This is a genomic window from Pseudomonas cucumis (genome assembly GCF_030687935.1).
GTDB classification, from domain to species: Bacteria; Pseudomonadota; Gammaproteobacteria; order Pseudomonadales; family Pseudomonadaceae; genus Aquipseudomonas; species Aquipseudomonas cucumis.
On the sequence record NZ_CP117454.1, the window covers coordinates 2412241 to 2438711 of the forward strand.

The following is a 26471-nucleotide window of genomic DNA, read 5'->3' on the forward strand; positions in this document are numbered from 1 at the left end:
GGCAAGCCCGCTCCCACAGGGGGCGATGGCGTACGCAAAGTTTGGGTTCGCCTCGATCACTGTGGGAGCGGGCTTGCCCGCGAAGACGTCAGACCATTCAACCCAAGATTATCGGGTGTACTCTCTACCCTTGCCCCTCGCTCATCAAAAGAGTTCCCCCCATGCTTCACGTCCAGGGCGTCTTCAAAAGCTACGCCACCCCCCAAGGCCCACTGCCGGTATTGCAAGGCGTCGACCTCACGTTGAAGCCCGGCAGCAGCCTGGCGCTAATGGGCGAGTCGGGCAGTGGCAAGAGCACCTTGCTGCACCTGATCGCCGGGCTGGACAAGGTCGATCGCGGCAGCATCCGCAGTGGCGAGCATCGGCTGGAGCAGATGAACGAAAGCCAATTGGCAAACTGGCGGCGGACCGAAATCGGTCTGGTGTTCCAGCAGTTCAACCTGATCGGCAGTTTGCGCGTTGAAGACAATCTGGCGTTTCAGGCACGTCTGGCCGGCCGCCACGATCCGCGTTGGCAAGCGCATCTGGTGCAACGTCTTGGGTTGGGAGATTTACTGCGGCGCTATCCAGAACAGTTGTCCGGCGGGCAACAGCAACGGGTCGCCCTGGGGCGCGCCCTGGCATCGCAACCCAAACTGCTGCTGGCCGACGAGCCCACCGGCAGCCTTGATGAAGCGACCAGCGATGAGGTGTTGAAGTTGTTGCTGGAACTGCTCGACGACAGCCCGACGACGTTGTTGATGGTCACTCACAGCCCACGGGTCGCCGCGCGGCTGGCAGACAAAGTGGTGCTGCACGGCGGCCGTCTGGCTGGCGCGGACGAGCGCTGAGGTGCGGGTTTTTCGCGAGACGCTGCGGGCGCTGCTCAGCCATTGGCGACAGCATCCGGTGCAATTTTTCAGTGTGCTGACCGGGCTCTGGCTCGCCACCAGCCTGCTGACGGGCGTGCAAGCGCTGAACAGCCAGGCGCGAGAAAGCTACGCCCGGGCCAGTCAGATGATCGGCGGCGAACCGCAAGCCAGCCTCAGTGCGCCCGGCGGTGGGGTGTTTTCCCAGCAAGTGTTTGTCGACCTGCGTCGTGCGGGTTGGCCGGTATCGCCCGTGTTGCAAGGGCGGGTGACGCTCAAGGGCCATGAAGACCAGCGCTTGCAGTTGATGGGCATTGAACCGGTGTCGTTGCCGGCCGGTTCCGCAGTGGCCGGGCAGTCGTTGCCGATCGAGCAGGTTGTCGAGTTTTTCACCCCGCCGGGCAGCACCTGGATTTCACCGCAGACTTTGCAGGCGTTGGGCTTGCGCGAAGGTGAAACCCCGGTGGCCCAGAGCGGAGTCACCTTGCCGCCGCTGCGTGCCCAGACTGACATGGCGCCCGGCGTGTTGCTGGTGGACATCGGCTTCGCCCAACAGATTCTGCAATTGCCCGATCAACTGTCGCGGCTGCTGCTGCCCAAGGATTTCAGCGCGCCCCTGCCTGATGAGCTCAAGAGCCAACTCCAGCTCAAAACCAGCGGCGAAGAAAACAATCTCGCGCGCCTGACCGAAAGCTTCCATCTGAACCTCGATGCCTTGGGCTTTCTGTCGTTCGTGGTCGGTCTGTTCATCGTCCACGCGGCGATCGGTCTGGCGCTGGAGCAACGCCGAGGCTTGCTCAGAACCCTGCGCGCCTGTGGGGTCAGCGCACGGATGTTGATTGCCTGCCTTGCCGTCGAACTGGGTGGCCTGGCGTTGATCGGTGGAATCGCCGGCGTCGTCAGCGGCTACCTGCTGGCCGGCGTGCTGTTGCCGGACGTCGCCGCCAGCCTGCGCGGCTTGTACGGCGCCGAAGTGCCGGGGCAGTTGAATCTAAGTCTGCTGTGGTGGTTCAGCGGTATCGGTCTGAGCCTGTTCGGCGCCTTACTGGCCGGTGCCAACAGTTTGCTGCGGGCGGCGCGTCTGCCGTTGCTGGCACTGGCCAATCCGCAAGCCTGGCATCAGGCCCACGCGCGCTGGTTGCGGCGCCAGGGTTGGGTCGCGGCGTTCGCTGCGCTGATCGCCTTATTGGCGTTGATCTTCGGCGACAGCCTGAGCAGCGGATTCGTGCTGATGGCCGCGTTGTTGATCGGTGCCGCACTGGCCTTGCCGGTGGTGTTGAACAGCGTGCTCGACTGGGTGCTTGGGCGAAGTCGTTCGGTGCTCGGCCAATGGTTTCTCGCCGACTGCCGCCAGCAACTGCCGGCCCTGAGCCTGGCCTTGATGGCGCTGTTGTTGGCGCTGGCGGCGAACATCGGCGCCGGCAGCATGACCGCCGGTTTCCGTCAGACGTTCAGCAACTGGCTCGAACAGCGCCTGACCGCTGAGCTGTACCTCAATCCGCAAAGTCCCGCCCAGGCTCGAGAACTGCACACCTGGCTCAAACAACAACCTCAAGTCACCGCGGTGCTGCCGAACTGGCAAGTGTCGATCCAGTTGCAGGGCTGGCCGGCGGACGTTTTTGGCGTGATCGATCACCCGACGTATCGTCAGCACTGGCCCCTGCTGGAAGCGTTGGGGGACAACCCTTGGGAACGACTGGCCAAGGACGACGCGCTGATGCTCAGCGAACAACTGGCGCGGCGGTTGAAAGTACGCCTTGGTGATCACCTGACCATTCCCACGCCCAATGGTCCATGGTCGCCGCGGATCGTCGGGATTTACGCCGACTACGGCAATCCCAAGGGGCATCTTCTGGTCAACATCGATCATCTACTGCGCGGCTGGCCGCAATTGACGCCCAACCGTTTCAACCTGCGCATCGACCCTGCGTCCATCCCGGGGTTCCTGACTGCGTTGCAAACCCGCTTCGCTCTGGATGACAGCCGCATCGTCAATCAGGCCCGGCTCAAGGGCTGGTCCACGCAAGTGTTCGAACGCACCTTCGCCGCCACTGCCGCGCTCAACAGCCTGACGCTTTGCGTCGCGGGCGTGGCGCTGTTCATCAGCCTGCTGACCCAGAGCCAAAGCCGCCTTGGGCAACTCGCACCACTGTGGGCGCTGGGCGTGACCCGTCGCCAATTGATGCTGCTGAACCTCGGGCAAACCTGGTTGCTGGCGGTACTGACGCTGGTGCTGGCATTGCCCTTGGGCATCGCGTTGGCGTGGTGCCTGGACACGGTGATCAACGTTCAGGCCTTCGGCTGGCGCTTGCCGTTGCGGGTGTTTCCACTGCAACTGTTGCAGTTGATGGGCTTGGCGTTGCTTGCGACATTGCTCGCTTCAGCATGGCCGTTGTACTCGCTGTATCGCACGCAACCGGCGGATCTGCTGAGGACGTTTGCTCATGAAGATTAAGCTCGGCGTGTTGTTACTGGCCGCGCTGCTGAACGGATGCGACAACACGCCTGCGCCGGAAAAAGGCTTCGCCGGCCTCGGTCATCAGGTCGAGGCATTTACCCCAGTGGTGCCCGGGCGAGTCTTCAATTTTCCGGCGGACCACGGCCCGCACGATGGCTTTCGCATCGAGTGGTGGTACGTCACCGCTAACCTCAAGGACGATCAGGGCCAGGAATTCGGCGCGCAATGGACGCTGTTTCGCAGCGCCTTGAAAGCAACGCCCGAACAATCTGGCTGGAGCAATCAGACCATCTGGCTGGGCCATGCTGCTGTGACTTCCGCCACCGTGCACCATGCCGCCGAACGCTACGCCCGAGGCGGCGTCGGCCAGGCCGGCGTGAGCCTGGCGCCGTTCAACGCATGGATCGATGATTGGTATTTCCGCAGTCAGGCCCCTCATGAAGATCCGCTGGCGGACCTGCAACTCAGCGCTCGCGACAAGGCTTTCAGCTACCAGCTTCGACTGACCTCAAGTCGGCCATTGGTGCTTCAGGGCGACAAAGGCTTCAGCCAGAAATCCGAACAGGGCCAGGCGTCCTACTACTACAGCCAGCCGTTTTTCCAGGCCAGCGGCACGTTGGAAATCGATGGTAAAACCTACACCGTCAGCGGCCCGGCCTGGCTCGACCGCGAGTGGAGCAGCCAACCCCTGACCGCCAACCAGACCGGTTGGGACTGGTTCTCCCTGCACCTGGACAGCGGCGAACAGGTCATGCTCTACCGCATGCGGCAAAAGGACGGCGCGCCATACCTCACCGGCACCTGGATCGATGCCCAAGGGCAGACGCAATTACTGCATGCCGACGACATCAGCCTCACACCCCAAGACACCGCCAACGTGGCCGGGCGTTCGATGCCCGTGAGCTGGTCGATCAAAATTCCCTCCAAGCACCTCGATATCACCATCGCCGCCCTCAATCCCAAGGCCTGGATGGACTTGCGCATTCCCTATTGGGAGGGGCCGGTGCGGCTCAGCGGCAGTCATGGCGGGCAGGGGTATCTGGAGATGACCGGCTATTGACCCGGAACTCTCGGCGCCACGCCGTTTTCCTACGTAATGAAGCCCATTCACGGGAGCCTGCCATGAGCGACGACCTCAAACCGCCCACCCTTGCCACTTGGCAGCGGCTGTTCGACGACAAAGCCTACTGGCAGCAATCCCCCGATGCGCATTACAGCGAATTACTGCGCATCGCCGACGATCTGCTGGGGCAGGGCGCCATCGACCTCGAGCAATGGCAGACCCTCAAAACCAAGGCCGATCAATCCCACAAAGACTCGCCCGCCGTGAATGTCGCCCACGAAGTCGACGATCCCGAAGCCTGAGGAACATTCCATGAGTCCCAAACCGACCACCCCCTCGGAAAACCCCGACGAACCGCGGCCACCGGGCGAAGTCGAGCGCGACAACGACGCCCTGCGCCCCACCGACCCGACCCGGCGCAAGGAAAGCGGCAAGGGCACGGAAAGCGGCGAATCCACAGCACAAGAAACTGCGGACACTCCCTGAGCAGCGTCTATGCAGGCGAAAATGAAAGATCTGAACGTAGAACAGAGCGATGTGGTGACCTGTATCGATGTGCTGAAAGTCACCAGCCAGCATCCAAGCTGATCATTATTTGTACGTATTGATTGTTCTTGTGCAAATAACTGTATAAGAACAATCAGTTTTAATGGTCGAACTGGTGAGTTTTAGAAGTTTGTATCCGGTTTTTTAGCAAAAACTTACGAAATATTACGTGCATAAATTTCATGTTTGTACCGAGGACATATCGGCCAAATTCTATTAAAATCCTTCCCGTTCGCCCGGTGTCAGGGCTCTTTACCGGTGCATGGATTGCCAGGCCATTACACTGGGCGAACACCTCCTCTGGAACGCAATGTTTAATAGTTTCGGACATAAAAAATGGGCGACCTTGAAGTCGCCCATTTTTATTCGCTGGGTTAAAGCGGTGTCCGGGCACCTCACCGGGTGAGCTGAGGTTGCCCTGGATCGAGGTCCGAGACGCGAGTGGTGTAACTCGAACGGTTACGGTGATGCATTGAAACGGTCAATATTGATACTCTCCGATACAGAACGTCTTCAGAGTCAACCAGCAGAGCATAGACAACAGCTGGGCACGGCTGGACGAGAGGGCAGGAACCCTTTAATGATCGAAGGAGTAGTCAATCGTTATGGAGACATCCAAGCAAGACAACAGCTGTTTCAAACGGGTATCTATTGGCTTACTGACCGCTTTGCTGTCGGTCGGCGTCGCTAAAAGTTTCGCAGAGGATAAGGACGTCAAAGGAATGCAGAGTATTCAGTTTCGAAAGGTCATCGACCTTAGCCATATCATCAGCACGTCCATTCCACTTTGGCCTAACGACCCGCCGATGACATTCGATGTGGTGGCCTCACAGGAAAAAGACGGTTATTACCTGCGGCGTTTCAGCATGGGTGAGCACAGTGCAACCCATATGAACGCGCCTAATAGTTTTCACCCTAATGCCATCGGGATTGATGCCTATAAGCCGGAGTCCCTGGTGCGGCCGGCCGTGGTGATTGATATACGAACCCAGTCCCGGAACAACCCGGACTACGTGATTGGCATCCAGGACATCGAGCAATGGGAACAGGCTCATGGGCGCATCGACCAGGGTTCTGTTGTGCTGTTTTATACGGGGTGGCAAGCCCTGTGGGACGATCCCAAGCGCTTTATCAATGAAGATGCGAAAGGCCCGCACTTTCCCGGTGTAGGTGCTGCAACGACAAAGTTCTTGCTTGAAGAACGCGGGATAGCCGGTGTCGGTATCGATACACACGGAGCTGATCCAGGTCAGGATTCGGTTTACGGCACCAACAGCCAGATTCTGGCGAAAGAGGGCATCGTCCTGGAGTGCCTGACTAACCTCGATCAACTACCCGCGAAAGGCACGACATTGGTCATTGGCGTGCTTCGACTGAAAGAGGGGTCAGGTTCTCCTGTTTCCGTGATGGCGTTTGTACCCTGAGTTCATGTCAACTTGAAATAGTATCAACTACCGGCGTGAAGGCCTTGAACCGCTGCCGGTAGTTGGCTGCACGCTGAAGCACTCGGGTCAAGGCCTGAAAGTTCGCCGGTTTGGTTAAAATGTCATTGGCGCCGGCGGCCCTGAACCGTTCTATCTCGTTTGAAAAAGCGCTCGCGGTGAAAGCGACGATGTAGCAAGTATCGCCCAGCGCCAGTTTGCGGATGTTACGGATGGCCTCTAGCCCATCCATGACAGGCATGTTGATATCCATAAAAATGATATCTGGAGTCGACGTCATGTATTCATTGATTGCCTGTAGGCCATTTGCCGCAAGGTCGGGTGTATAACCCAACATTTGCAACATCGCCATGGCAACTTTCTGACTCACGGGATGGTTCTCTACCAGCAGGATAGCGAGTGGATAATTCCCGGCAAACGATGAGTCGAAACCTAGGGGGGCATGATCGTCCCCGAGAGGTATTTCCGAGACTGAAAAAAGCTCCATGGGGAGCGAGAAGGAGAACGTCGATCCGACGCCAGACTGACTGGTAAAGGATAAAGTCCCCTGCTGCGCCTCGACCAGATTCTTGCAGATTGAAAGACCGAGCCCGCTCCCGGTAAAGCGTTGACTGGCCGGCTCTTTAAACTGGGCAAAGGGCTTGAACAGACTGTCTTGCCGTTCCGTGGGGATACCTACGCCGGTATCGCGTATGGAGAATTCGAGTCGGGCGCGAGGGCCGTAACCGCTAGTCGTGACCACGAGCGATACTTTTCCGGTTTCAGTGAATTTGACCGCATTGCCCAACAAGTTGATCAATATCTGGCGAAGGCAATCGGGATCGGTTTTGACCAATAGCGGTACGTCCGGTGAAACCTGGACCTCAAGTACTATCGGCTTGTCCTGAATATTTTGCCGGATCATCGCCATACTGGATGAAACCAGTGTTCTCACGTCGAATACACAAGGCTTCAACTCAAGTTTGCCCGCTTCGATTTTTGCAAGGTCAAGAATGTTGTCAATAAGAGACAGCAGGGTTCGTCCGCTCGTATGAATCGTTTTTAGCAGGCTGCTTTGCTCGGGGTTCAGGGCGGACCCAGCCAGTAACTCAGTCGCGCCGATGACACCGTACATCGGCGTGCGGATTTCATGACTCATGGTCGCCAAAAATCTGGTTTTTGAACGATCAGCGTCCTCGGCGGCATTTTTTGCCTGATTCAATACCTGTTCGTTTATTTGCAGTTGCTGCAGATGAGCACGCATGCGCAACAAGTCGATCACGAACAAAAGGCTGAAGGCCAGAAATACCAGAATGGCCAGGATAATATGGTGCAGAGAGTCCTGATTAAGTTGCTGGTAATAATCCGCCAACGTCATCTCCGCGCCAGCAACATAAACCGTACCGTCCTGCGATTTCATTGGGACGAAGACGGCTCGAAAGTCTCCCCAATGATCCGAGTAGTCGATCCAGGTGGGTTCGGTGCGCTCAAAACTGTCGAGCAAAGCCTGACTGGCATCCGGATAAGGATCGAAAAATCGTACGAAATTCTTCTCCAGGATCTCTTTTTCCGATGCGCTGGAGCTGACCAGATAAGCCTCGCCCGAGCGTTTGACCACGCTGTAGACAAAAGCAGTACCCATGGAATCGTTGAACCGGGAGAGCCGCTGAATGGTATTCCAGTCTTCCGCTTCGGATTTGGACTGTTTGTCTATCAGATTGTCATGGTACCGGTCGCCAAGGATGGCCGAAGCCCCCAGCGCGGCATGCAGTAGCTTGTTGTTAATGTTTTCAGTGAGGATTCCTTGAGTCTCGACGTAGAGGTAGTAGATATAGCCACTGACACCTACGATGTAGACCAAAAGTAAAGCCCATGTTTTCCGTCTGAGTTCGAACATAAATCACAGCCTCCATACTGTCAGCCCAAGCATAGGTTGAAGACTGGCTGAAAACCATTGTTGTTTTCGCTGTTTTTAGATGAGGCGGTGAGGGAGTTACTTGACCGAATAGCCAGTTTTTTGGGTTTCTGTGTGCACAACGTTGAGTCGATTTTTTGGATTGATCAGAAGTTTAAAGACGGTTTCTAACAATCTCTTGCGAAGTGCAATGTGCATAAGTCTGGGAGGCGGTGTTTAAAAGTTGCAGATATAAAAATGGGCGACCCTACCTTGAGTCGCCCATTTTTATTGATGATTTAAAGTTGCGCTCGCAACCGCCGCCCGACTACATCCAGCAAATCGCAGCCATCACGCAATTGGATTGCCAACACCTTCGCAAACTCTTGCAACAGCGCAGCATCACCACCAAGCGCCTCGCTCAGGGACAGCGTCTCCAACAGTTGAGTGACGCTGCGAATGCGATACGCCGCCGTGTCGTGCAACACGTCGACAGGCGCTTCGGTATCGATCAACAGGGAAGGGATCGTGCAGTCGATGCCGGTGATCGGCATGTATCGAGTCATGGCTGCACCTCCTGAGCATCGGACGCCCCACCGGGCGGATCGAGATTGTCCAGCGCCCGATTTACCAACAATTCACCCAGCACGGCCAATTGCTGAATCGATAGCGCCAGGCTGCGGTGCGAGCCTTCGAGCTCGGAGGCAAAGTCGGTCGTCAGCACGTTGAGCGAGGCGAGGGTTTCGCAGGCGTGGCTTAGCAGGGTTTCGGTGTTGAGGTTGGGGAGGAGGGTGAAAACGTGGCTGATGGGGTCGGGGTTTTTTGGGTCGCGGAGACGGGCGCTGATGGTGCGTTGGGTTGCTTGGCTGAGTTGGAGGGAGGCGAGGGAATCGGGTGGAAACTTTTTCATCGTGAAGCTCCTGAAACAATGGAGCCGCAAAGCGGCATTTGCATGCCTGATCGTGTTCGGTCTGTCAAAACCGGTCGCTGAGGTTGCAGCGGCTGGGGGAGGTTATCTGGGGAGGAAGGGGTGTACAAGTTCATGGATGGCGATGGGTTTTGTGGGAAATGTCCGGTGCTCTTGTCAGGCGTCCCGAAGGGCTAAAAAATTGAGTCAGATTTGGTTTTAAGTGAACTCGTTTTTTTTATCGTTCATATAAACTGAGGGACCACAAAGTAGCAGAGATTTTGTTGTGAATTCAATTGTCGAGTTGTTGTTCGAAGCGTAAATCGTGAAGAAACTGTCGCTTTGAGTGATTCTTATACTAAGCTTTTTTTTGTAGGTGTATTTTTGATCGTCAGGCTGCTGATTTCGCTGCAGTTTAAACCGATGCGGCATGTGTTGAATTCAGCCCTTTTCCATTTTGCGGGAGGGGCGTCAGGGAGTTCTTCGATGTCAAATTCCAGTATTATAGTTGGTCTGTTGTTATCGATGTTTACTGTGAAAAGTTCAATGAGTCCAATCGCGACGGGAGTCCTGAAAACCTGGTTGAAAAAAATGCCACCATCGATATCGTTCCAGAACTTCATTTTTGCTCCTTGAGGCCTAACTGAGGGGCGGAGAAACAGTCAAAAGGGAGCAGATTTATTTTAATGTGTATAGAAAATAAACCTGTCCCCTTTTCTTGGGATTTTTGGTTAGGGTTCCCAGAATTCGATGTTTTTCATGTGTCTTTCTATGTCGTCCATATCGTCTTCACCAAGCGTATTATCAAAGCTCTCGCTTAGTATTCGTCGTACCTTGGCGAGTTTTTGTGTGATTTTTTCGTTGTCTATAAAGTCGGTTGTCGCTCGTTGGTAGTCTGCATTAGGTTTGTCGCTATAATGGCTACCAATTTTATGTAGAGATATTAATATGAACTCTATCTCTGCTAGTGCTTCGAGTGCGGACTCTCCGGGTATTATGATTTTTTTATTTGTATCTGGCATTTTTTATTGTGAATAATTAAATAAGTCGAATTTATTTTTGCGAGCGCGCAGAAAATAAGCCTGTCCATTTGTTTTCTCGGGTAGTCATTTTTCTAGTCTGTTTAAAGCATTGGAAATTGCTTTGTTTAGTTCTGTCCAGTTTTTTGCTTTTTCGCTGGAAACTGGGTGCTCCCAGTCATAAGCTTTAATTAAAAAAATTCTAAATGTGCCGTTTTCACAGAATTCAGGGTGCCAGCCTATGTCAATAAGTTGATCATGGGGAAAGGCGGCTTGGAATAGGTCCTCCTTTAAGTCATCAACGATCATCGAAGTGTCAATAAACTGATTGAGGTGGGAGATGTCATCAAATGTGATTGTTCCGCCAAGCTCAATGATTTTTTTAGTATTCATTCGAAAAGGAGCCAAAAGGGTGGGAGTATTTTCATGGGTGCGTAGAAAATAGGTTTCTAACTTTTATGTATGACTTTTATAATTGTTTGTAAGTTTACAGCGGGTAGTCACATCGCCACGGCGGTGTGAAAAGCTCCGAATAGCCAAAAGGGGACAGATTTATTTTTCACGCCATGAAAATAAATCTGTCCCCTTTCTTTCTTTATGCCCTTTCTTTACATTTTTGCTTTGAAGCGTTGATGTGAGTTTTGTTAGTTTTTTAGGCAGCTCTCTTGGTGTGAGCTGATTTGGATGTTCTTTTGCTACACTGCACCATAGTTATGGTATGCCTTAATATTTGCTATGGTAATGTTTTTTGCATTGAATGTGGCTGTACATGAATTTCCAAACCCAAGTGTGACTTTGTAGTTTGAGCTATCTTGAGTAACGGTTATAGTGGTGGGGCCGCTGAAATTGAAATTTTCTACATTGAAATTTTTTACATTTATTATGTAAAGCTGGAATTCGTACTCGTTATAGTCTTTTTCCAGCCATTTCTTAGGGGCGACTGCTTGTTCTACTTGGCTGTATAGTTTTAAGCATATAGAGTTTCCGTCCAGCATGACGTAAGAAGTGCGCATGTTGGTAGGGGAGTAGTCTTCTCCAAAAATAGAAGTCCACTGTTTTTTATTCGATATTGATGATGTCCACATTTTAGATTGTTCAAATACGTAATGATTGGCCGCACTTTTGAGGTGGATTGTTTTAGTTTGAACTAATTAGTGATGGCTGACTTTTTTGTTTGCTAAACGCTTAAAAGCCAAGACTCACATTGTTTCAGTTTTTCATTGTCGCTCATCGTGTGAGATATTTTTTTGTCTATTTCTTTGAATTTATTTGGTTCGTTTTCTTTGTAAAATATCAGCCAGCTGTCTCTGCCGTCATGTTCTATCATGTATTTTTGTTCATTTTTTTTTATGTTTAATGACCAAGACGAAAAGAAGTCTGGGTGATCCGAAAATACTGTTACCGTAAAGCCACAGCGACTTGTCATGTCATATAGATCGGATTGTTTCATTTGTGGCCTCCTAGATGTGTATTAGAAAAATTACTGGATTTTTTCAAAATTTCCTTTAGCACTGCTAAAGACTTGAGTTCCGCCCCCTGATGACGGTTGCGTCATCCCTTTCACAGACCAAGTATCATCTATTGGTTTGGCTGTAGATTTCAATACGGGCGTTTTTTGGGTGGTTCGATAAATGCCTTGCAACTTGAGCTCGACTGTGCCGGCTGCGCGATTATCTCCGAGTGGACCAATACCTAGTTCTGATGGGGTTGTAGCGGGGTTCAGAGAATAGTAGTTGCCTTGTGGAGCACCGGGCGATTGGAATTGATAAACGGTTTTCCCTCGGTTTAACGTCTCTACATTTACCGGTTGATTAAAATCTATGCCGTTTAAATGGCCTGGAATGCTAGCCTCTTCAAAGCCTTGCGTTCGATAAAATTCCGTAGCCGTCTCTTTTCTTCCACGGGCATTGATATCGTTATTGATATCCCCTGTTCGGCCATATTTTTTATTCAGCTCAGCTCGTCTGTCATCTGGGCAATCACTTGGAACGCAGCTCAACCCCAACGGATCCACCCATCCCGTAGGGTTAGGCACGTACTGGTAGTTGTTCAACCCACCCGCAAGCTTAATCGGATCCGGCGTCAGATACCGTCCAGTGCCCGGATTGTAGTAGCGATGCCGGTTGTAGTGTAAGCCCGTCTCAGCATCGAAGTATTGGCCCTGGAAACGCAACGGGTTTTCGATTTCTGCGATATCGAGAGTAGCGAGATTGCCGTAAGCGCGGTATTTCGCCGACCACATGATCTCACCGCTGTAGTCGGTGAGTTCCTGTGGCGTGCCGAGATGATCGAGTTGGTAATAGAAAGGTGTAGCGTTCAGCGGGCCTTCGCCATCGAGCATCGCCAGCGGGCGGAAGCTGCCGGGTTCATAAATGTAAGTGCGATAGCGGTTGTCGGCGCTTTCAGCGATGAGGCGTTCGCCTTGCCACAGGAATTCTGTGGTGTGGCCATCAACGGTTTTGGCGATGCGTCGGCCGAAGGCGTCGTATTTGTAGCTCGCGGTGCTACCACCCGGCAGGCTGACACCGATCAAACGGTGCCGGCAGTCGTAACGATATTCGGTGACGAGTTTTTGGCCGGTGCCGCGACGTTCGCGAATCAGGTTGCCGTGGGCGTCGTAGTCATAGTGGCGGTCGCCCTGCATGAGCAGGCGGTTGCCTTTGACGTTGGCCAAGTTGGCGGACGGCTGGTCGCCTTGGCCGAGGAGGTTGCCCGCCGGGTCGTGGGCGAAGCTTTCAGGCGTAGCTCCGCGCACACTGATCAGGCGATCGAGCGGATCGTAATGGTAGCTGCGGTTGCCTTTGCGGCTGTCGTCGATACCCGCAAGATTGCCGTTTGCGTCGTAGGCGTAGCGACGACGAAACAGGTTACGGTCCTGCTGGCTGACGGTGTGGGCTTGCAGTCGGCCTTGTTCGTCGTACTGGTATTGGCTGAGTAGCAGGCCTTGTTGGCGCTGCTGTTCACGGCCAGCGCTGAACTGGTGCGTGGTCAGGCGTGAGCCGTTGAGGTCGATGCTGCTCAGGCGGCCACCGGGTTGGTGGCGGTAGTCGAGTGTGCTGCCGTCGGGGAGGCGGCAGTGGTTCAGTTGGCCGAGTTTGTCGTATTCGTAACGCGTGGTGCCCCAGCCCTGATGCTCGGTGATCAAGCGGTCTTGCAGGTCATATTCGTAGGCGAGGGGCCAATGACCGTCGTCGACGTTGACCAAACGGCCGAATGCATCATAGCTGTAGTGAATTTCCTCGCCATCGGCCAGGGTTTTCACCAGCAACCGGCCAGCGGCGTCACGTTGGTACTCTGTGACCAACTCGCTGGCGTCGTCGCCGAATTCGGTTTTCTTCAGCAGTTGGCCGTTGAGGTCGTACTCGTAGGCGGTACGACGCCCATCGAAGCCTGTTTCCTGCTGGATCAGACCATTGGCGTAGTAGTCGAGGTGGTACTGCTCGCCACGTTCGTTTTCGATGTCGCTGAGCAATAGGCGCGAGTTGTCGTAGCGGTAGCGCAGTTGGCTGCCGTCCGGATTGATGCGACGACTGACCAAGTGCAGGTTATCGGCGTATTCGTAGCGGGTGACGCGGCCAAGCTCATCGCGTTCGGCAGTGACTTTGCCGTAGGCGTTGTAGGTGAATGCGCGCGTAGCGCCTCCCGGCAAAGTGATTTGCGCGAGGCGGTTGGCAGCGTCCCATTGGTATTGGGTGACCGCGCCGCTTTCGTCCTGACGGGTGATCTGCCGGCCCAAGGCGTCGTAGCGATATTTGCGCTGGCCGCCGTTCGGTAGTTGTTCTTCGAGCAGTTGGCCGAGGTTGTTCCAGCCCAGTTGATGACGGCTGCCATCAGGGTGATGGATTTCCAGCAGACGGCCTTGGCGGTTGTAGCTGTAGTGGGTCGAGTTGCCTTCCGGGTCGACTTGTTCGGTGATGTCGCCCTGATCGTTGCGCCAGTATGTCCACTTTGCCGGGCCACGGTTCACCACACGGACGTAACCGTGGTAGTACTCGTAAGTGGTGGGGGCGTCTTCTGGCGGAATCACCGCAACCAGTCGACCGGCTTCGTTGTACTGGTATTCGGTGACGGCGCCCAGTGGGTCTTTTTCGGCGATCAGACGGCCCTTGTCATCGTAGGCCTTCAGGTGTTCGGCACCATCCGGGTCGACTTTGGCGACCAGTCGAGCCTGAGCGTCGTGGGTGTAGACCTCTTCGCTGCCGTCAGCGTTGGTAACGGTGACGCTGCCCTTGTCATTCCAGACGTAGTGCGCGTCCATCTGTGAGAAGCTTGCCCAGTGATGGATGCAGCGGGCTGACTTGCCTTCTTTTTCCCATTCCCAGTAGAAGCTGGCGCCACCGGCCAGTTGCCGCTCGAGAATGACGTTTTGGTCGTTATAGGCATAACGCTCGGCTTCACCGGCGGCGTTTTTGGCTTCGATCAGGCGTTGCTGGGCGTCGTAGCCGTAGGTGACCAGGGTCTGGACGGTGCTCCAGGCATCTTCCAGGTTGTCCGCCGGGCTGAACTGTTGGTAGTCGATGGCGACAATGTGTTTGCGGTCGTAACGCACGAGGAGGGCGCGACCGGCGCCGTTATCGACACGTTTGATTCGTCCGTGAATGTCACGGGTGATGTGCAGGCGGTTGTCGTAGTTGTCGCTGATGGCGATCAGCGTCGCGCCTTTGCTGTTGTAGCGGAAGTGGTAGAACTGGGTGCGTTCGCCGGCTTGGGTGAGGATCAGTTCGGAAGGATCGTCACCAAGGAAAATCGCCGCTTCCGACAGGCTGTTGGTGATCGCAGGGCGCTGCACACTGGGTAACGGGAAGGTGGTGACGCGGTTTTCGTGGTCGGTCCAGATCACCTCGTCGTCGTTGATGTCGACGCGTTGCGCGAGGGCGTGGCTCCAGCCGTAACCCAGGCCGCAGTCGATTTCTGCGGCGCTGGTGCGATAGAGGCGCGTCCAGCTGAAGGGCAGCAGACCACCGAGTTCGCCGTCGGTCAGGGTCAGTAGTTCTTCGCCAGTGACCATCGATACCGGGCAACCATTGGTGCAGGTTTTCTTGGCGCAGGCGGCGCTTTTGTCGTCAGGCGTTTTCGACTGAGTAGAAGCGTCGTCGACCTTTTCCTTTGGTGCGAGGGTGGTCTGTTTTTCTTTCTTGCCACGCGGAAACGAAGAAGCGTCTTTCACTTCCTGCTTCGGCGTATCCGTGGTTTTCGGTACCTGACTTTTTGAACCGTTGGCGGCTGCCTCGTCGATTTTGAGCGCCGCCGTTTTGGTCGGCTTCATCGGCACGCTCTTGGCACTGGCAATCAGTGGCTTAGAAACCTCTGCGTGCGCTGGCAGGCTATGCTTGCCGCTCAGGGTCATCAGTTTCGCGGCGAGCTCTTCAAGGTACTTGAGCGCCGTACCGGATTTGACCGTGGACAGGGTTTTGGTCCCCACCCGCACCGCGATCCCGGCGCCGCCAGTGAGGCAAATACCCAGCACCACGTTAATCAGGAATTCCGACGCAATGGCCGTCACCACATCGACGATGACTTGCGGCGGCAGCATGCCGACCCACGCCACAATCGCCGAGACGTAAATGAACATCAATGGTTCGTCACTGAGGATCAACAGACCCGACGCAATGGATTCCTTGGACGCGGCATAGAGCTTGTCGATCTCGACATCCGACAGGTACTTGCGCAGCTTCTCGAGGTTTTCCTTTGGGTGTGCGAGCAGTTCGAACAGGCTTTTGATGTCGTCCCACAGCCTGAGCAGCGCCTTCTCCAGACCATCCATCGCTCGTTTCAACAGAATAACGGAGCGGCCTGCGCGGTCAGCAGTCGAATAACTGGCCCACTGAGGCTGGAACTTGCTCGACCATTCACTTTGCAACCAGCCGTTTAGATTGCCGATTACGCCCTGGTAGGAGTCGTACAGCGCTTTGACATTGCTTTGGGATACGTTCGGGAAAAAGGTGATGCGATACATCTGGCCCTTTTTGCATCCGTCGATCACCTTGATGCCGCTCGGGCCGATCGTTGTTTCAATAACGGGGCCGGTGACGTCGTCGTAGAAAGTACCTTTGGTGACGGGTTCCAGTTTCACTGGAGTGTTGCCGATCGGTACGAATCGCGCCGACTCGAACATGTGGATCAACGTGAAGTCGCCCGCCAGAGGGCAGGTCGCGTAGGTCTCGACCTTGCCGGTTTTGGTCTTGCGTTTGGTCACGCTGACTTCATTTCCGACTTTGAAGGTCTGGTCGACATCCAGTGCCCAGCCGGTCAGGAAGCCGTCCGCCCAGTCCTTGTAATCGCTCAGGCAATTCTTGAAGTCTTTGAGAATCAGGTTCACGTCAGGGGTTTTGGCGTCCAGTACGCGCAGGACCAAGCTACCAATCGGGGTATTCATGACGTGACTTCCTTTGTCAGCTGAGCAGCAAGACGCTCTGCCAAATCTTCTGTATTGGGTTGTTGGCGGACGAAGCGCTCGACCTTGTGGCGCAAGTTACTTTGGGGGAAGGCGAAGTACAGCTCCGGGCAGTCCTCTCCCAACCACTGCATCAGGTTGTCGACGACGGTTGTGTGGTCTTTCTCCGCCAGGCTGTCGAGCAACTTCTGCGGCACCTCCCACCACGGCCACTCCTTCGCTGGCGGCACGGCCCTCGGCCCCACTTCCAGGCTCTGGCCATTGATCAGGTACCGGTTAAACACCGGCAAAACCTCACCCGCGCCGGCACCCAACCCCTCAAGAATCGGATAAATATGCCGCCCGTCCCAGAACCGGAAAAACACTTCGGTCCCATCGGGTATGCGGACCTGAGTCAGGCTGCGAAGCTGTTCGAACACCACATCCGGTGTGCTGGTGGACATTGCCAGCCAACCCCAGTCCTGAGCATCGGTTTCGGCAATCCACTGCAGAAAACCGGCATTGGGTTTCAGCTCGGCGAGGTAGGGCATGACGGGCTGCCAATCGGCGTAAGGCGTGCCGCTCCAGATCGGGATCAATTCCGGCGCCATGTCTTGCTGGTAGAAGGCCTTGAGTGGCTCGGCATCACTGGCCGCACTAACAATCAAGTACAACCGCTCACCCGTCTTCAACGGCCGTTCAGCCAACCACGCCTGTGGAGTCAACAGATCAGATCGCACAAGCACCTGCCTTGCATTTCTCGCACTCTTCACAGAATGGCGCGTTACGTTTCAGGGTATTGATCTGCGCCGGGCTCAACACCGCACCAGCCTTATCCGCATCCGCCTGTTTCAACGCCCCCGGCATCAACGGTGCCGCCCCGGTGCCGCTGCCGGGGCTGCCGCCGGAGTTCATGTTGATCACCGGGCCGCTCAGCGTCACGCCGCTGGCGTCGATCTTGATGAAGCTGCCGCCGCCCTTGAGGGTGAGTTCGCTGCCGGCTTCGAGCACGACTTTCATGCCGCTGCTCAGGTGGATTTCCTGGCCGGCTTCGATGAACTGGCCGGTGCCGACCTTGATGTGCTGGTTGACGCCCACGGTGAGGTGGTCGTTGGCGCGGGTTTCGACTTTGCGGTCGGCGTAGACAGTATGGTGTTCTTCGGCCTTGAACTCGCTGTAGCTGTTTTGCTCGACGGTGTCGTGGCGTTCGTTGCCGACGCGGATTTTCTGGTCGTGTTCGACGTTCTCATCCCAGTCGCGCTGGGCGTGCAGGAAGATCTGTTCCTGACCTTTTTTGTCTTCGATGCGCAGCTCGTTGTAACCGCCGCCACCCGGAGAGCTCAGGGTTTTGAAGGTGCTGCGGGTCTTGTTCGCCGGCAGGGCGTATGGGACGACGTTTTCCTTGTGGTACAGGCAGCCGCTGATCAGCGGTTGGTCGGGGTCGCCTTCAAGGAAACTGACCAGCACTTCCATGCCGATCCGCGGAATGGCGATGCCGCCATAATGGGCGCCGGCCCAGGCGGAGGAGACGCGCAGCCAGCAGCTGGTCTTGTCGTCGGCCTGGCCTTCGCGGTCCCAGTGGAATTGCACTTTGACGCGGCCGTATTGGTCGCAGTGGATTTCTTCGCCTTTGGGCCCGGTGACCACGGCGCTCTGGCTGCCGAGGATCCGTGGTTTGGGGTGGTTCAGCGGCGGGCGGTTTGGCACGTCCCAGGGGGTGGCCTGGAAGCGGTTGCGGTAGCCCTGATGGAAATCGCCCTTGAGGTTAGTCGTGTTGCTGGTGACCGACTCTTCCAGCACTTGCGGCTGTTTGCCTTCATGGAGGATTTCGGTCAGCAGCCACAGGTCGTTCCATTTGGCTTTGGGGTGTTGGGTCAGGGCCAGGAAGTGGCCGCTGACCAGCAACGGCTGATCACTTTTGCCTTCGGCGAGCTGGAAGTCGCTGCGGTGACGCTCGAGGGCGCGTTTGGCCAGGTGCTTGCCGCGTTCGCGGTCGATGAAGCGACCGGGGTAGTCGTAGTCTTCGAGGTCGGGCAGGGCGTCGCCACGGTTCTCGCTTTCCAGCGTCAGGCGCGGTTTTTCGAAGTCGTAGTCGCGGCGGGTGGTGCGGCTGGTGCGGGTTTCCAGGCGCAGGTCGAAGCGCTTGATCGCCGGGTCGTTGGCGACCATGCCGGAGTCTTGCTGGTAGGCCACGGGTGCGAGTTTCGGGAACACCGTCTGGTCATCGCCAAACACCAGCTTGTGGGCCGTGGCGCTGTGCTGGAAGTGGTAGTGGATACCTTCTTCCTCGCACAGGCGCTGGATGAACTGCAGGTCCGATTCATCGTACTGAACACAGTAAATGCGCTCGGGATAGATCGCTCCGACTTTGAATTCGTAGGCATTGCTTTGGATGCCGTGCTCTTCGAGGACCATGCCGACGATTTTCGGCACGGTGAGGTTCTGGAAGATGCGTTGGTTGATGCGGTGCGCCAGGTAGGACAGCCGCGGGCGCAGGGTCACGGCGTAGCGGGTCAGGCGTTTGCCCGAATCGCCTTGGGCGGCGCGGTAGATCTGGCCATGGATGCCGCTGCCGTCAGGCGAGAGCTGCAAAAAGGCTGGTTTGTGCAGCAGGGTCTCGAGGTCCAGGGATGGCTGTTCACTGACCAGCTCCACCTCAAACACAAAAGGCTGGCTGATGGCTTCCCGACCTTGCAGGGAAAGGACCTGGAGATCGTTTTCCAGACCTTCGATAGTCAGGGCAAAGTGAGTCTGATTGGCCGGCGCGAACATCCCTTGTTCCTCGTGCAGTGCTGCGGCGCACGCCTACACCCAAATGGGCGCTTGCGGACGCGAAAATTCTTGGAAGGCGCAAATGACATCGACCAGCAGAGCTGGCCGATGTTTGGAACCGTCAGCCGCGATTAAGCGACTGGAACACGCCAGTCATCGGAACCCGAAGTACCGGATACTTCGTGGGTCCAGGTGATTTTGCGGTAGGTGAACTGCACTTCTTCCAGGTGCGTGAAGTGCGAGTTCGACGGATCCTGGCAGTTGTGCATTTTGTTGTTGATGGCGACGATGATCGCGTCTTCCAGTTTGGTGGTGTAGTAGTGCTCTTGGGTGCCTTGAGCCGAGGTGCGGTACCACTGGATAACGATTTCGCTCATGCGCTCGCCGGAGGTCAGTGCCGCTTGCAGCAGTGGCGAAGACTTGTCGTAGACCTTGGTGATCACGACTGGCTTGTGTACACGCTGACCGGTCGGTTGGCCGGACTGTGGGTCACGCGGGATGATCACGTCGTGGCTGAAAGCCTGAACCATGACCTGGTCTTCGTGACCTTCCTGGTAGGTGTTGCCAACGGAGTCGGCGGTGAACGCGCCGGCAGTGATCAGACCTTGTTTCTCGCCAGTAACGGACATGTACGCTGGTGTAGCCATGGATGTGCTCCTTGCTAAAAGTTAGGGTGCCCGGGAGGCGGTATCGCCCGGTGGGTGCCTGACTGTTATCAAGGTCCGTGCCAGAAATGATTAACGCTATATAAATCAGGTGGTTGAGGCGATTTATCCAGCACCGGAAGAGTTTTCGGCAAGGATCAGCTGAAAAGGTGCGCAAGAAGTTGCGCACCACTGCGCAACTTCTTGCGCACTGGGCTGGAGGGCTTGATAAACCTGGCGTCCAGCGCCGCTGGGGGACTTTTCATCAAAATAGTTGCGCAACTTCTTGCGCATCAAGGCCATGAAGCCATCACCCCGAAAATGGGCGCAACGAACAGCGCTGTCCGATGGTCAAACCCAGCGCCGAGATCACTGAATAACCCTGAAATCGACTGGAGAACGACATGAAAATCCTGATGGTTTTAACGTCCCACGATCAATTGGGTAACACCGGTAAAAAAACCGGCTTTTGGCTCGAAGAATTCGCCGCACCGTATTACATCTTCAAGGACGCTGGCGCGCAGCTGACCCTGGTCTCACCCAAGGGCGGCCAGCCACCGCTGGACCCTAAAAGTGATGAGCCAGACGCGCAGACTGCGGCCACCGATCGTTTTCGCAAGGATTCCGCTGCCCAGTCCGCATTGGCGTCTACCGGGGTGCTGAGCACCGTGAGGGCCGAAGACTATGACGCTGTTTTTTATCCAGGCGGGCATGGCCCGTTGTGGGATCTGGCTGAAGACCCCTTTTCAATTGCGCTGATCGAGTCGTTTTTCAAGGCGGGCAAACCGGTGGCGGCGGTCTGTCACGCACCGGGGGTGTTGCGCCACGTCAAGGATGCGGACGGCCAGCCGTTGGTTAAAGGCAAGCGGGTGACGGGCTTCACCAACTCCGAAGAAGCCGCTGTGCAGCTGACGGACGTGGTGCCGTTTTTGGTGGAGGACATGCTCAAGGCCAATGGTGGTCTTTACTCCAAGGCCGACGACTGGGCGAGTTACGCGATCGCGGATGGTCTGTTGCTGACCGGTCAGAACCCCGCCTCGTCGGAAGCGACCGCCAAGGCGTTGTTGGCGAAGCTGGAATAAGATCAAAAGATCGCAGCCAGCGGCAGCTCCTGCCTCGATCGCGTGCAACCGCGATGCAACGGGTGTACCCAACCCCCGTGGGAGCTGGCGAAGCCTGCGATCTTTTTTGCGGCCATAACGCCTATTCGGAAATGTTCAAGCCCAGTGCGGCAAAACACTCATCAATCGACCGCTGCTGCGTCTGCGCATACAACCCCAACTCATCAATCGTCGATCTTCCCAAGGCCTTTTCGAACGCTTGCTGGTTCGAATGCACGCCATAGTGGGTTTGCGCCGCATCCCCGAGGTTCGACTGAAAAATCCCCGCCGCGCTGACCGGCAGGAAATCTTCGTACACCAGCGGTTCAACCCGCACATAGCCGTCGCGGAGCAAATCCTCCAGCGACGCGCCTTTCAGTTCATCCGCCGCCAGGCCTTTTTCCGTTACGAAGTAGCGAAAGTACGCCAGTTCCTGTTGGCGCATTTCTTCAACGGTGTCAGGGAATTCGCCAAAGTGCTGCGTCATTAGCGCGTTGTAGCGTGCGGCATTGGCTTCGTTGGGGAAGTCCTTCAGTTCATCCCGGGCAGCGTTGAGCAAGCGGTCGTAAAGCGCCCGGCCTTTGGGGGTGAGCGCCGCGCCGCGTTGCTCGATTTCACCGAAGCGTGCGCTGTGGCTGCCGCGGGTCTGGGCTTGATCGGTGAAGGTGATGGGCTCGTCCAGCGCCTTGAAGCTGGTTTGGCGCAGCAGGATCGGGCATTGGCGGCGGGGCGGGCCTTCGATCACCGCTTTGGGGGTGATGCCATGGGTGGGCATTTGTGCCTGGACGATATCGATGTCCAGGGTGCGTGGCGTCAGGTGGTTGATGTGCGGGCCTTTGAACGCCACCACGTCGGCGATCAGGCGATGCTGGGCGCTCAGTTGCTGGTATTGCTCGGCGGTGACGGTGGCGCTGTGGTGCCAGCGGAAGGTTTCCAGGGCTTGTGTGACGAAGTCCTGTGCTTCGTGTTCGGTCAGGCCGCCCTGGGTTTCAGCGCGTTCAATGAGGGCCAATGCCGCCGGAGTGAAGATCGAGCGCGCATCCAGCACCGATTGGGCAAAGGCTCGCAGTTCGGCGTCTTCGATCAGTTCCAGGCGCAGCAGCGAGGTGAACACCCGGAACGGGCTGACCTGCAACGCCGCCTCATGCACCGCACGGAACGCGGTGGAATGCACCGGCACGCCGGCCGGGGTCAGGTCGTAATAGCCCACCGGCTGCATGCCCATCACTGCGAACAGGCGGGCGAGGGTCGCCAGTTCAGCGGCGGTGCCGACGCGGATCGCACCGTGGCGCTCCAGGTCCAGTCGCTGGATTTCGCCGGTGCTGTTCAACTGTCGGGCGATCTGCGGATCGCTGTCCAGCACATGACGGTTGGTCTGTTCCACCAGTTCCATCAACGCGCCGTACAGCGGCACTTCTTCGCGGTACATGTCGGACATCGCTTTGGAGAAGCGTTGGCGGATCAGGTCAGGGCTGACGAAGTTCGGATGGCTCATGAAAAGTTTCCTGGCGCAGTGACGTAACGGATGTCGGAAAAGATCGCAGCCTTCGGCGGCGCCGACAAACGAAGTTTCTGACGAACTTCATTCTGCCAAGGACTGTTCTTGCAGCGCAGGGTTGTTCTTGCAACGTAGGCTTCGGTTATTGCAGCACTTGGTCCACCAATTCGATCCAGTGCCTGACCGGCGTTCGTCCTGCGCTGTTGAGGTGGCTCTGGCAGCCGATGTTGGCGGTGGCGATGACCTCGGGGTGGCCGCTTTCCAGAGCGTTGAGTTTGTTGTCTCTCAGTTGCCGGGCCAGTTCCGGTTGGGTGATCGAATAGGTGCCGGCCGAGCCGCAACACAAATGACTGTCGGGCACTGCCGTGAGATTGAAGCCCAACCGGGTCAGCACGGCTTCTACCGCGCCGCCGAGTTTTTGGGCGTGCTGCAAGGTGCAGGGGCAATGGAAGGCGATTCGTCGGTCGGTGGCGGCGCAAACCCGTTCCAAAGGTTCATCGGCCAACACTTGCACCAGGTCCAGGGCCAATTCGCTGACCCGCTGGGCTTTGGCCGCATAGACCGGGTCACGCTCCAGCAGATGCCCGTAATCCTTGATGAACGCGCCGCAGCCGCTGGCGGTTTGCACGATGGCTTCGGCGCCGTTTTCCAGGTGCGGCCACCAGGCGTCGATGTTGCGTCGCGCGCGGTCCAGGCCCATGGCTTGGGCGTCGAGGTGATAGTCCAGCGCGCCACAGCAGCCGGCTTCCGGGGCTGGAATCACGCTGATCCCCAGCCGATCCAGCACCCGCGCGGTCGCGGCATTGGTGTTCGGCGACAGACCGGGCTGCACGCAGCCTTCGAGCATCAGCACCCGGCGCGCATGCCGGGGGGCAGGGCGCTCGCCCGTGGCGGGGAGGTCGTGGGGCAACTTTGCCTCAATGCCCCGTGGCAGCAATGGCCGGAAGGTGGCGCCGATTTGCAGCAAAGTCCTGAACAGATTCGGGTTCGGCGCCAGTGCCCGCAGCCCCTGGCGCAACAGCCGCTGACTGGCCGGGCGCGGCACCGCTTGATCGATCACCGCGCGGCCAATGTCCAGCAGGTTGTGATAATCCACCCCGGACGGGCAGGTGGTTTCGCAGTTGCGGCAGGTCAGGCAGCGATCCAGGTGCAACTGGGCTTGGGCTGTGGCGGGGGCGCCTTCGAGCACTTGCTTGATCAGGTAGATGCGCCCGCGCGGCCCGTCCAGTTCGTCGCCCAGCAGTTGATAGGTCGGGCACGTGGCGTTGCAGAACCCGCAATGCACGCAGGTGCGCAGAATCTTGTCCGCTTCTTCGGCGCGGGGCAGTAGTTTGGACTGTTCGCTCAGGTTGGTTTGCATGCTAGAACTCCGCGTACATCCGACCAGGGTTGAACAGCCCTTGCGGGTCCAGTTGCGCCTTGAGTTGCCGGTGATAGCGCAACAGCGCCGGGGCCAGCGGCTGGAATGGCGTTTCGCTGACGCCATGGCTGAAACAGGTGGCGTGGCCGCCGAGTTCAAGGGCCCGCGACTGAATGTTGTCGGCCGCGGATTTCAACCAGCGTTGCGCGCCGCCCCAGTCGATCAGTTGCTCACCGGGCAAGTCCAGAGGCCCGAGGTTGTTGGGTAATGACAAGCGCCACAGCGGCAGGCCCTCATTAAAAAAGTCTAGTCGTTGTTCGTTCAGGTCGGCCCAATAACCGGAATCCAACGGTTCGCCGCCGAGCCGTTGATGGGCGGCCGTCACCGAACCTTCGCCGCCTTCCAGCCGCAAATACAAACGCTGGCCGTCGTGGCTGGCGGCGCTAATGGGCAGCGGTTGCTGGCCCCATTGCGCCAGATTGGCCAAGGCGTGGGCGCAGTCGATGTCCAGGCTGATGCTCAAGCATTGCCGGGGTTTGGGCAGCACTTTGAGCGAGACTTCGGTCAGCACCCCGAGGCAGCCATAACTGCCGACCATCAGGCGCGAGAGGTCGTAGCCGGCGACGTTTTTCATCACTTCACCGCCGAAGCGCAGGTGGGTACCGAGGCCGCTGATCACTCGGGTACCGAGGACAAAGTCCCTCACCGAACCGGACCACGGGCGCCGCGGCCCGGACAACCCCGCGGCGATCATTCCGCCGACAGTGGCGCCTTCGCCGAACGATGGTGGTTCGCAGGGCAGCATTTGTCCCGCTGCGTCCAGTGCGGCAAACAGTTCGCTCAGCGGCGTGCCGGCGCGAACGCTGATCACCAGTTCGGTGGGGTCATAGCTGACGATGCCGCAATGGGCGCGGGTGTCGAGTATTTCTCCGGCCACTTCACGGCCGAGAAACGCCTTGGTGTTACCGCCTTGAATGCGCAGCGGCGTGGCGTTTTCCCGCGCCTGTTTGACCTGCTCCAGCAAGGCTTCACTGGCATCGAAATCGGGCATCAGAAACGCTCCAGCTCAGGAAACGGTAATTGCCCGGCGTGGATGTGCATCGCACCGAATTCCGCGCAGCGGTGCAGGGTCGGGATGTTCTTGCCAGGGTTGAGCAGGCCTTTTGGGTCGAACGCGGCTTTAACGGCGTGAAACAGGGTTAATTCGTCACTGTTGAACTGCGCGCACATCTGATTGATTTTCTCCCGGCCAACCCCGTGCTCGCCGGTGATGCTGCCGCCGACTTTCACGCACAGTTCGAGGATCTTGCCGCCGAGGGCTTCGGCCCGTTCCAGTTCGCCGGGTTGGTTGGCGTCGAACAGAATCAGCGGGTGCATGTTGCCGTCGCCGGCGTGGAAAACGTTGGCCACGCGCAAGCCGTACTCTTGCGCCAGGCTGGCGATGCCCTTGAGCACACCGGGCAATTCGCGGCGGGGGATGGTGCCGTCCATGCAGTAGTAATCCGGCGAGAGGCGGCCAATTGCCGGGAAGGCATTTTTGCGCCCGGCCCAGAACCGCACGCGCTCGGCTTCATCCCGGGCCTGGCGCACCTCGCTGGCACCGGCCTGTTGCAGCACCTCGCGGACTCGCTCGCAGTCGTCGTGGACATCGGCTTCGACGCCGTCCAGTTCGCACAGCAGGATTGCCTCGGCGTCCACGGGGTAACCGGCGTGGATGAAATCTTCGGCAGCCCGGATTGCCAGGTTGTCCATCATCTCCAGGCCTCCGGGGATGATCCCGGCGGCGATGATTTCAGCCACCGCGCGACCGGCCTTTACCACCGAGTCGAAGCTCGCTAGCAGGACTTTGGCGACCTGGGGTTTGGGCAGCAATTTGACCGTGACTTCGGTGATGATCCCCAGCAAGCCTTCAGAGCCGGTGAACAGCGCCAGCAGGTCGAAACCCGGCGCGTCCAGCGAATCGGCGCCGAGGGTCAGGTGTTCGCCTTCAAGGGTCAGGATTTCGAGTTTCAGCAGGTTGTGCACGGTCAGGCCGTACTTGAGGCAATGCACGCCACCGGCGTTTTCCGCGACGTTGCCGCCGATTGAACAAGCGATTTGCGAGGACGGGTCCGGTGCGTAATACAAACCGAAGGGGGCCGCCGCCTGGGAAATCGCCAGGTTACGCACCCCCGGCTGGACCCGTGCGGTGCGGGCGGCGGGGTCGATGTGCAGGATGTTGTTGAACCGCACCATCACCAGCAACACGCCTTTGTCCAACGGCAGCGCGCCGCCGGACAACCCGGTGCCGGCCCCGCGCGCCACCACCGGCACGTTGCGGGCATGACAGAGCCTGAGCAGCGCCTGCACCTGTTCCAGATGCCGGGGCAGGGCGACCAGCATCGGCGTGGTGCGATAGGCCGAGAGACCGTCGCATTCGTAGGGTTTGAGTTCTTCTTCGCGCCAGAGAATGTCCAGGTCCGGCACCTCCTGCTGCAAGGCCTTGAGTAACGCCGCCTTGTCGACATTGGGCAGAACACCGTCGATGCGTTCGTCGTAAAGAATGTTCATCAATCGCGCCTCGTATAA

At 57.3% G+C, this 26471-nt stretch carries 23 protein-coding genes; 7 read left to right on the top strand and 16 right to left on the bottom strand.

Annotated features, from left to right (window positions below; all coding sequences use genetic code 11):
• The first annotated feature begins 161 nt into the window (after positions 1–161).
• The 6 genes from PSH97_RS11050 (at position 162) to PSH97_RS11075 (ending at position 6339) form a co-directional block, all read left to right on the top strand.
• Positions 162–830 (top strand): ABC transporter ATP-binding protein, encoded by a 669-nt coding sequence (locus PSH97_RS11050; protein WP_048394989.1) that lies wholly within the window; start codon positions 162–164, stop codon positions 828–830.
• Position 831: 1 nt separating this feature from the next.
• Positions 832–3303, top strand: coding sequence for an ABC transporter permease (locus PSH97_RS11055; RefSeq protein ID WP_305449198.1), 2472 nt, complete (start codon positions 832–834; stop codon positions 3301–3303).
• Positions 3293–4366 carry a lipocalin-like domain-containing protein gene (locus PSH97_RS11060; protein ID WP_305449199.1) on the top strand — a complete coding sequence of 358 codons (1074 nt, stop codon included), beginning with the start codon at positions 3293–3295 and terminating at the stop codon, positions 4364–4366. Before PSH97_RS11055 ends, PSH97_RS11060 begins: the two co-directional genes overlap by 11 nt.
• A gap of 62 nt (positions 4367–4428) precedes the next feature.
• Entirely contained in the window at positions 4429–4671 is a 243-nt protein-coding gene (locus tag PSH97_RS11065) for a hypothetical protein (protein WP_305449200.1), read from the top strand.
• Between the two features lie 10 nt (positions 4672–4681).
• Complete coding sequence (locus tag PSH97_RS11070; protein WP_305421888.1) at positions 4682–4855, top strand: hypothetical protein; 174 nt, start codon at positions 4682–4684, stop codon at positions 4853–4855.
• A 665-nt stretch (positions 4856–5520) separates the two neighbouring features.
• Positions 5521–6339, top strand: coding sequence for a cyclase family protein (locus tag PSH97_RS11075; RefSeq protein ID WP_305449201.1), 819 nt, complete (start codon positions 5521–5523; stop codon positions 6337–6339).
• Between the two features lie 7 nt (positions 6340–6346).
• On the opposite strand, the gene PSH97_RS11080 is transcribed toward PSH97_RS11075, so the two are convergent.
• The 12 genes from PSH97_RS11080 to PSH97_RS11130 form a co-directional block, all read right to left on the bottom strand.
• Positions 6347–8233, bottom strand: a complete 1887-nt coding sequence (locus PSH97_RS11080; protein ID WP_305449202.1) for an ATP-binding protein — start codon at positions 8231–8233, stop codon at positions 6347–6349.
• A gap of 296 nt (positions 8234–8529) precedes the next feature.
• On the bottom strand, positions 8530–8796 hold the full coding sequence (locus PSH97_RS11085; protein WP_305449203.1) for a hypothetical protein: 267 nt from the start codon (positions 8794–8796) through the stop codon (positions 8530–8532).
• Entirely contained in the window at positions 8793–9140 is a 348-nt protein-coding gene (locus PSH97_RS11090; protein ID WP_305449204.1) for a DUF6124 family protein, read from the bottom strand. The genes PSH97_RS11085 and PSH97_RS11090 overlap by 4 nt, the downstream gene beginning before the upstream one ends.
• 350 nt (positions 9141–9490) lie before the next feature.
• Positions 9491–9760: an Imm50 family immunity protein gene (locus PSH97_RS11095; protein WP_305449205.1), complete on the bottom strand. Its 270-nt coding sequence runs from the start codon at positions 9758–9760 to the stop codon at positions 9491–9493.
• Positions 9761–10243: 483 nt separating this feature from the next.
• The gene (locus PSH97_RS11100) at positions 10244–10549 is read right to left on the bottom strand and encodes a hypothetical protein (protein ID WP_305449206.1); all 306 of its coding nucleotides are present in this window, start codon (positions 10547–10549) and stop codon (positions 10244–10246) included.
• A gap of 302 nt (positions 10550–10851) precedes the next feature.
• Positions 10852–11241 carry an Imm50 family immunity protein gene (locus PSH97_RS28575; RefSeq protein WP_407682171.1) on the bottom strand — a complete coding sequence of 130 codons (390 nt, stop codon included), beginning with the start codon at positions 11239–11241 and terminating at the stop codon, positions 10852–10854.
• A gap of 92 nt (positions 11242–11333) precedes the next feature.
• Entirely contained in the window at positions 11334–11606 is a 273-nt protein-coding gene (locus tag PSH97_RS11105) for a hypothetical protein (protein WP_105344654.1), read from the bottom strand.
• A 30-nt stretch (positions 11607–11636) separates the two neighbouring features.
• Positions 11637–16532, bottom strand: coding sequence for a polymorphic toxin type 46 domain-containing protein (locus tag PSH97_RS11110; RefSeq protein WP_305449207.1), 4896 nt, complete (start codon positions 16530–16532; stop codon positions 11637–11639).
• Positions 16529–17269 carry a DUF4123 domain-containing protein gene (locus tag PSH97_RS11115; RefSeq protein ID WP_305449208.1) on the bottom strand — a complete coding sequence of 247 codons (741 nt, stop codon included), beginning with the start codon at positions 17267–17269 and terminating at the stop codon, positions 16529–16531. Before PSH97_RS11115 ends, PSH97_RS11110 begins: the two co-directional genes overlap by 4 nt.
• The gene (gene tssI / locus PSH97_RS11120; RefSeq protein WP_305449209.1) at positions 17259–19301 is read right to left on the bottom strand and encodes a type VI secretion system Vgr family protein; all 2043 of its coding nucleotides are present in this window, start codon (positions 19299–19301) and stop codon (positions 17259–17261) included. Before tssI ends, PSH97_RS11115 begins: the two co-directional genes overlap by 11 nt.
• A gap of 131 nt (positions 19302–19432) precedes the next feature.
• Positions 19433–19948 (bottom strand): Hcp family type VI secretion system effector, encoded by a 516-nt coding sequence (locus PSH97_RS11125; protein WP_007900657.1) that lies wholly within the window; start codon positions 19946–19948, stop codon positions 19433–19435.
• A 123-nt stretch (positions 19949–20071) separates the two neighbouring features.
• Positions 20072–20248: a hypothetical protein gene (locus PSH97_RS11130; protein ID WP_305449210.1), complete on the bottom strand. Its 177-nt coding sequence runs from the start codon at positions 20246–20248 to the stop codon at positions 20072–20074.
• 101 nt (positions 20249–20349) lie between these two features.
• Between PSH97_RS11130 and PSH97_RS11135 the strand changes: the two genes are divergently transcribed.
• Positions 20350–21027 (top strand): type 1 glutamine amidotransferase domain-containing protein, encoded by a 678-nt coding sequence (locus tag PSH97_RS11135; RefSeq protein WP_305449211.1) that lies wholly within the window; start codon positions 20350–20352, stop codon positions 21025–21027.
• A gap of 121 nt (positions 21028–21148) precedes the next feature.
• Here PSH97_RS11135 and hglS read toward each other — a convergent pair whose 3' ends face one another.
• From hglS to glcD, 4 genes are all read right to left on the bottom strand, one after another.
• Positions 21149–22540 (bottom strand): 2-oxoadipate dioxygenase/decarboxylase HglS, encoded by a 1392-nt coding sequence (gene hglS / locus PSH97_RS11140; protein WP_305449212.1) that lies wholly within the window; start codon positions 22538–22540, stop codon positions 21149–21151.
• 145 nt (positions 22541–22685) lie between these two features.
• On the bottom strand, positions 22686–23903 hold the full coding sequence (gene glcF / locus PSH97_RS11145) for a glycolate oxidase subunit GlcF (RefSeq protein WP_305449213.1): 1218 nt from the start codon (positions 23901–23903) through the stop codon (positions 22686–22688).
• Position 23904: 1 nt separating this feature from the next.
• On the bottom strand, positions 23905–24954 hold the full coding sequence (glcE, locus tag PSH97_RS11150) for a glycolate oxidase subunit GlcE (RefSeq protein WP_305449214.1): 1050 nt from the start codon (positions 24952–24954) through the stop codon (positions 23905–23907).
• Positions 24954–26453 carry a glycolate oxidase subunit GlcD gene (gene glcD, locus PSH97_RS11155; protein ID WP_305449215.1) on the bottom strand — a complete coding sequence of 500 codons (1500 nt, stop codon included), beginning with the start codon at positions 26451–26453 and terminating at the stop codon, positions 24954–24956. Before glcD ends, glcE begins: the two co-directional genes overlap by 1 nt.
• Between the last annotated feature and the right edge of the window lie 18 nt (positions 26454–26471).

What these genes read in the sequence shown, in the direction of transcription:
- PSH97_RS11050 (WP_048394989.1), top strand. Translation starts at nt 162, where the DNA reads ATGCTTCACGTCCAGGGCGTCTTCAAAAGCTACGCCACCCCCCAAGGC.
- PSH97_RS11060 (WP_305449199.1), top strand. Translation starts at nt 3,293, where the DNA reads ATGAAGATTAAGCTCGGCGTGTTGTTACTGGCCGCGCTGCTGAACGGA.
- PSH97_RS11065 (WP_305449200.1), top strand. Translation starts at nt 4,429, where the DNA reads ATGAGCGACGACCTCAAACCGCCCACCCTTGCCACTTGGCAGCGGCTG.
- PSH97_RS11070 (WP_305421888.1), top strand. Translation starts at nt 4,682, where the DNA reads ATGAGTCCCAAACCGACCACCCCCTCGGAAAACCCCGACGAACCGCGG.
- PSH97_RS11075 (WP_305449201.1), top strand. Translation starts at nt 5,521, where the DNA reads ATGGAGACATCCAAGCAAGACAACAGCTGTTTCAAACGGGTATCTATT.
- PSH97_RS11080 (WP_305449202.1), bottom strand. Translation starts at nt 8,233, where the DNA reads ATGTTCGAACTCAGACGGAAAACATGGGCTTTACTTTTGGTCTACATC.
- PSH97_RS11085 (WP_305449203.1), bottom strand. Translation starts at nt 8,796, where the DNA reads ATGACTCGATACATGCCGATCACCGGCATCGACTGCACGATCCCTTCC.
- PSH97_RS11090 (WP_305449204.1), bottom strand. Translation starts at nt 9,140, where the DNA reads ATGAAAAAGTTTCCACCCGATTCCCTCGCCTCCCTCCAACTCAGCCAA.
- PSH97_RS11095 (WP_305449205.1), bottom strand. Translation starts at nt 9,760, where the DNA reads ATGAAGTTCTGGAACGATATCGATGGTGGCATTTTTTTCAACCAGGTT.
- PSH97_RS11100 (WP_305449206.1), bottom strand. Translation starts at nt 10,549, where the DNA reads ATGAATACTAAAAAAATCATTGAGCTTGGCGGAACAATCACATTTGAT.
- PSH97_RS28575 (WP_407682171.1), bottom strand. Translation starts at nt 11,241, where the DNA reads ATGTGGACATCATCAATATCGAATAAAAAACAGTGGACTTCTATTTTT.
- PSH97_RS11105 (WP_105344654.1), bottom strand. Translation starts at nt 11,606, where the DNA reads ATGAAACAATCCGATCTATATGACATGACAAGTCGCTGTGGCTTTACG.
- PSH97_RS11110 (WP_305449207.1), bottom strand. Translation starts at nt 16,532, where the DNA reads ATGAATACCCCGATTGGTAGCTTGGTCCTGCGCGTACTGGACGCCAAA.
- tssI (WP_305449209.1), bottom strand. Translation starts at nt 19,301, where the DNA reads ATGTTCGCGCCGGCCAATCAGACTCACTTTGCCCTGACTATCGAAGGT.
- PSH97_RS11125 (WP_007900657.1), bottom strand. Translation starts at nt 19,948, where the DNA reads ATGGCTACACCAGCGTACATGTCCGTTACTGGCGAGAAACAAGGTCTG.
- PSH97_RS11130 (WP_305449210.1), bottom strand. Translation starts at nt 20,248, where the DNA reads ATGGCCTTGATGCGCAAGAAGTTGCGCAACTATTTTGATGAAAAGTCC.
- PSH97_RS11135 (WP_305449211.1), top strand. Translation starts at nt 20,350, where the DNA reads ATGAAAATCCTGATGGTTTTAACGTCCCACGATCAATTGGGTAACACC.
- hglS (WP_305449212.1), bottom strand. Translation starts at nt 22,540, where the DNA reads ATGAGCCATCCGAACTTCGTCAGCCCTGACCTGATCCGCCAACGCTTC.
- glcF (WP_305449213.1), bottom strand. Translation starts at nt 23,903, where the DNA reads ATGCAAACCAACCTGAGCGAACAGTCCAAACTACTGCCCCGCGCCGAA.
- glcE (WP_305449214.1), bottom strand. Translation starts at nt 24,954, where the DNA reads ATGCCCGATTTCGATGCCAGTGAAGCCTTGCTGGAGCAGGTCAAACAG.
- glcD (WP_305449215.1), bottom strand. Translation starts at nt 26,453, where the DNA reads ATGAACATTCTTTACGACGAACGCATCGACGGTGTTCTGCCCAATGTC.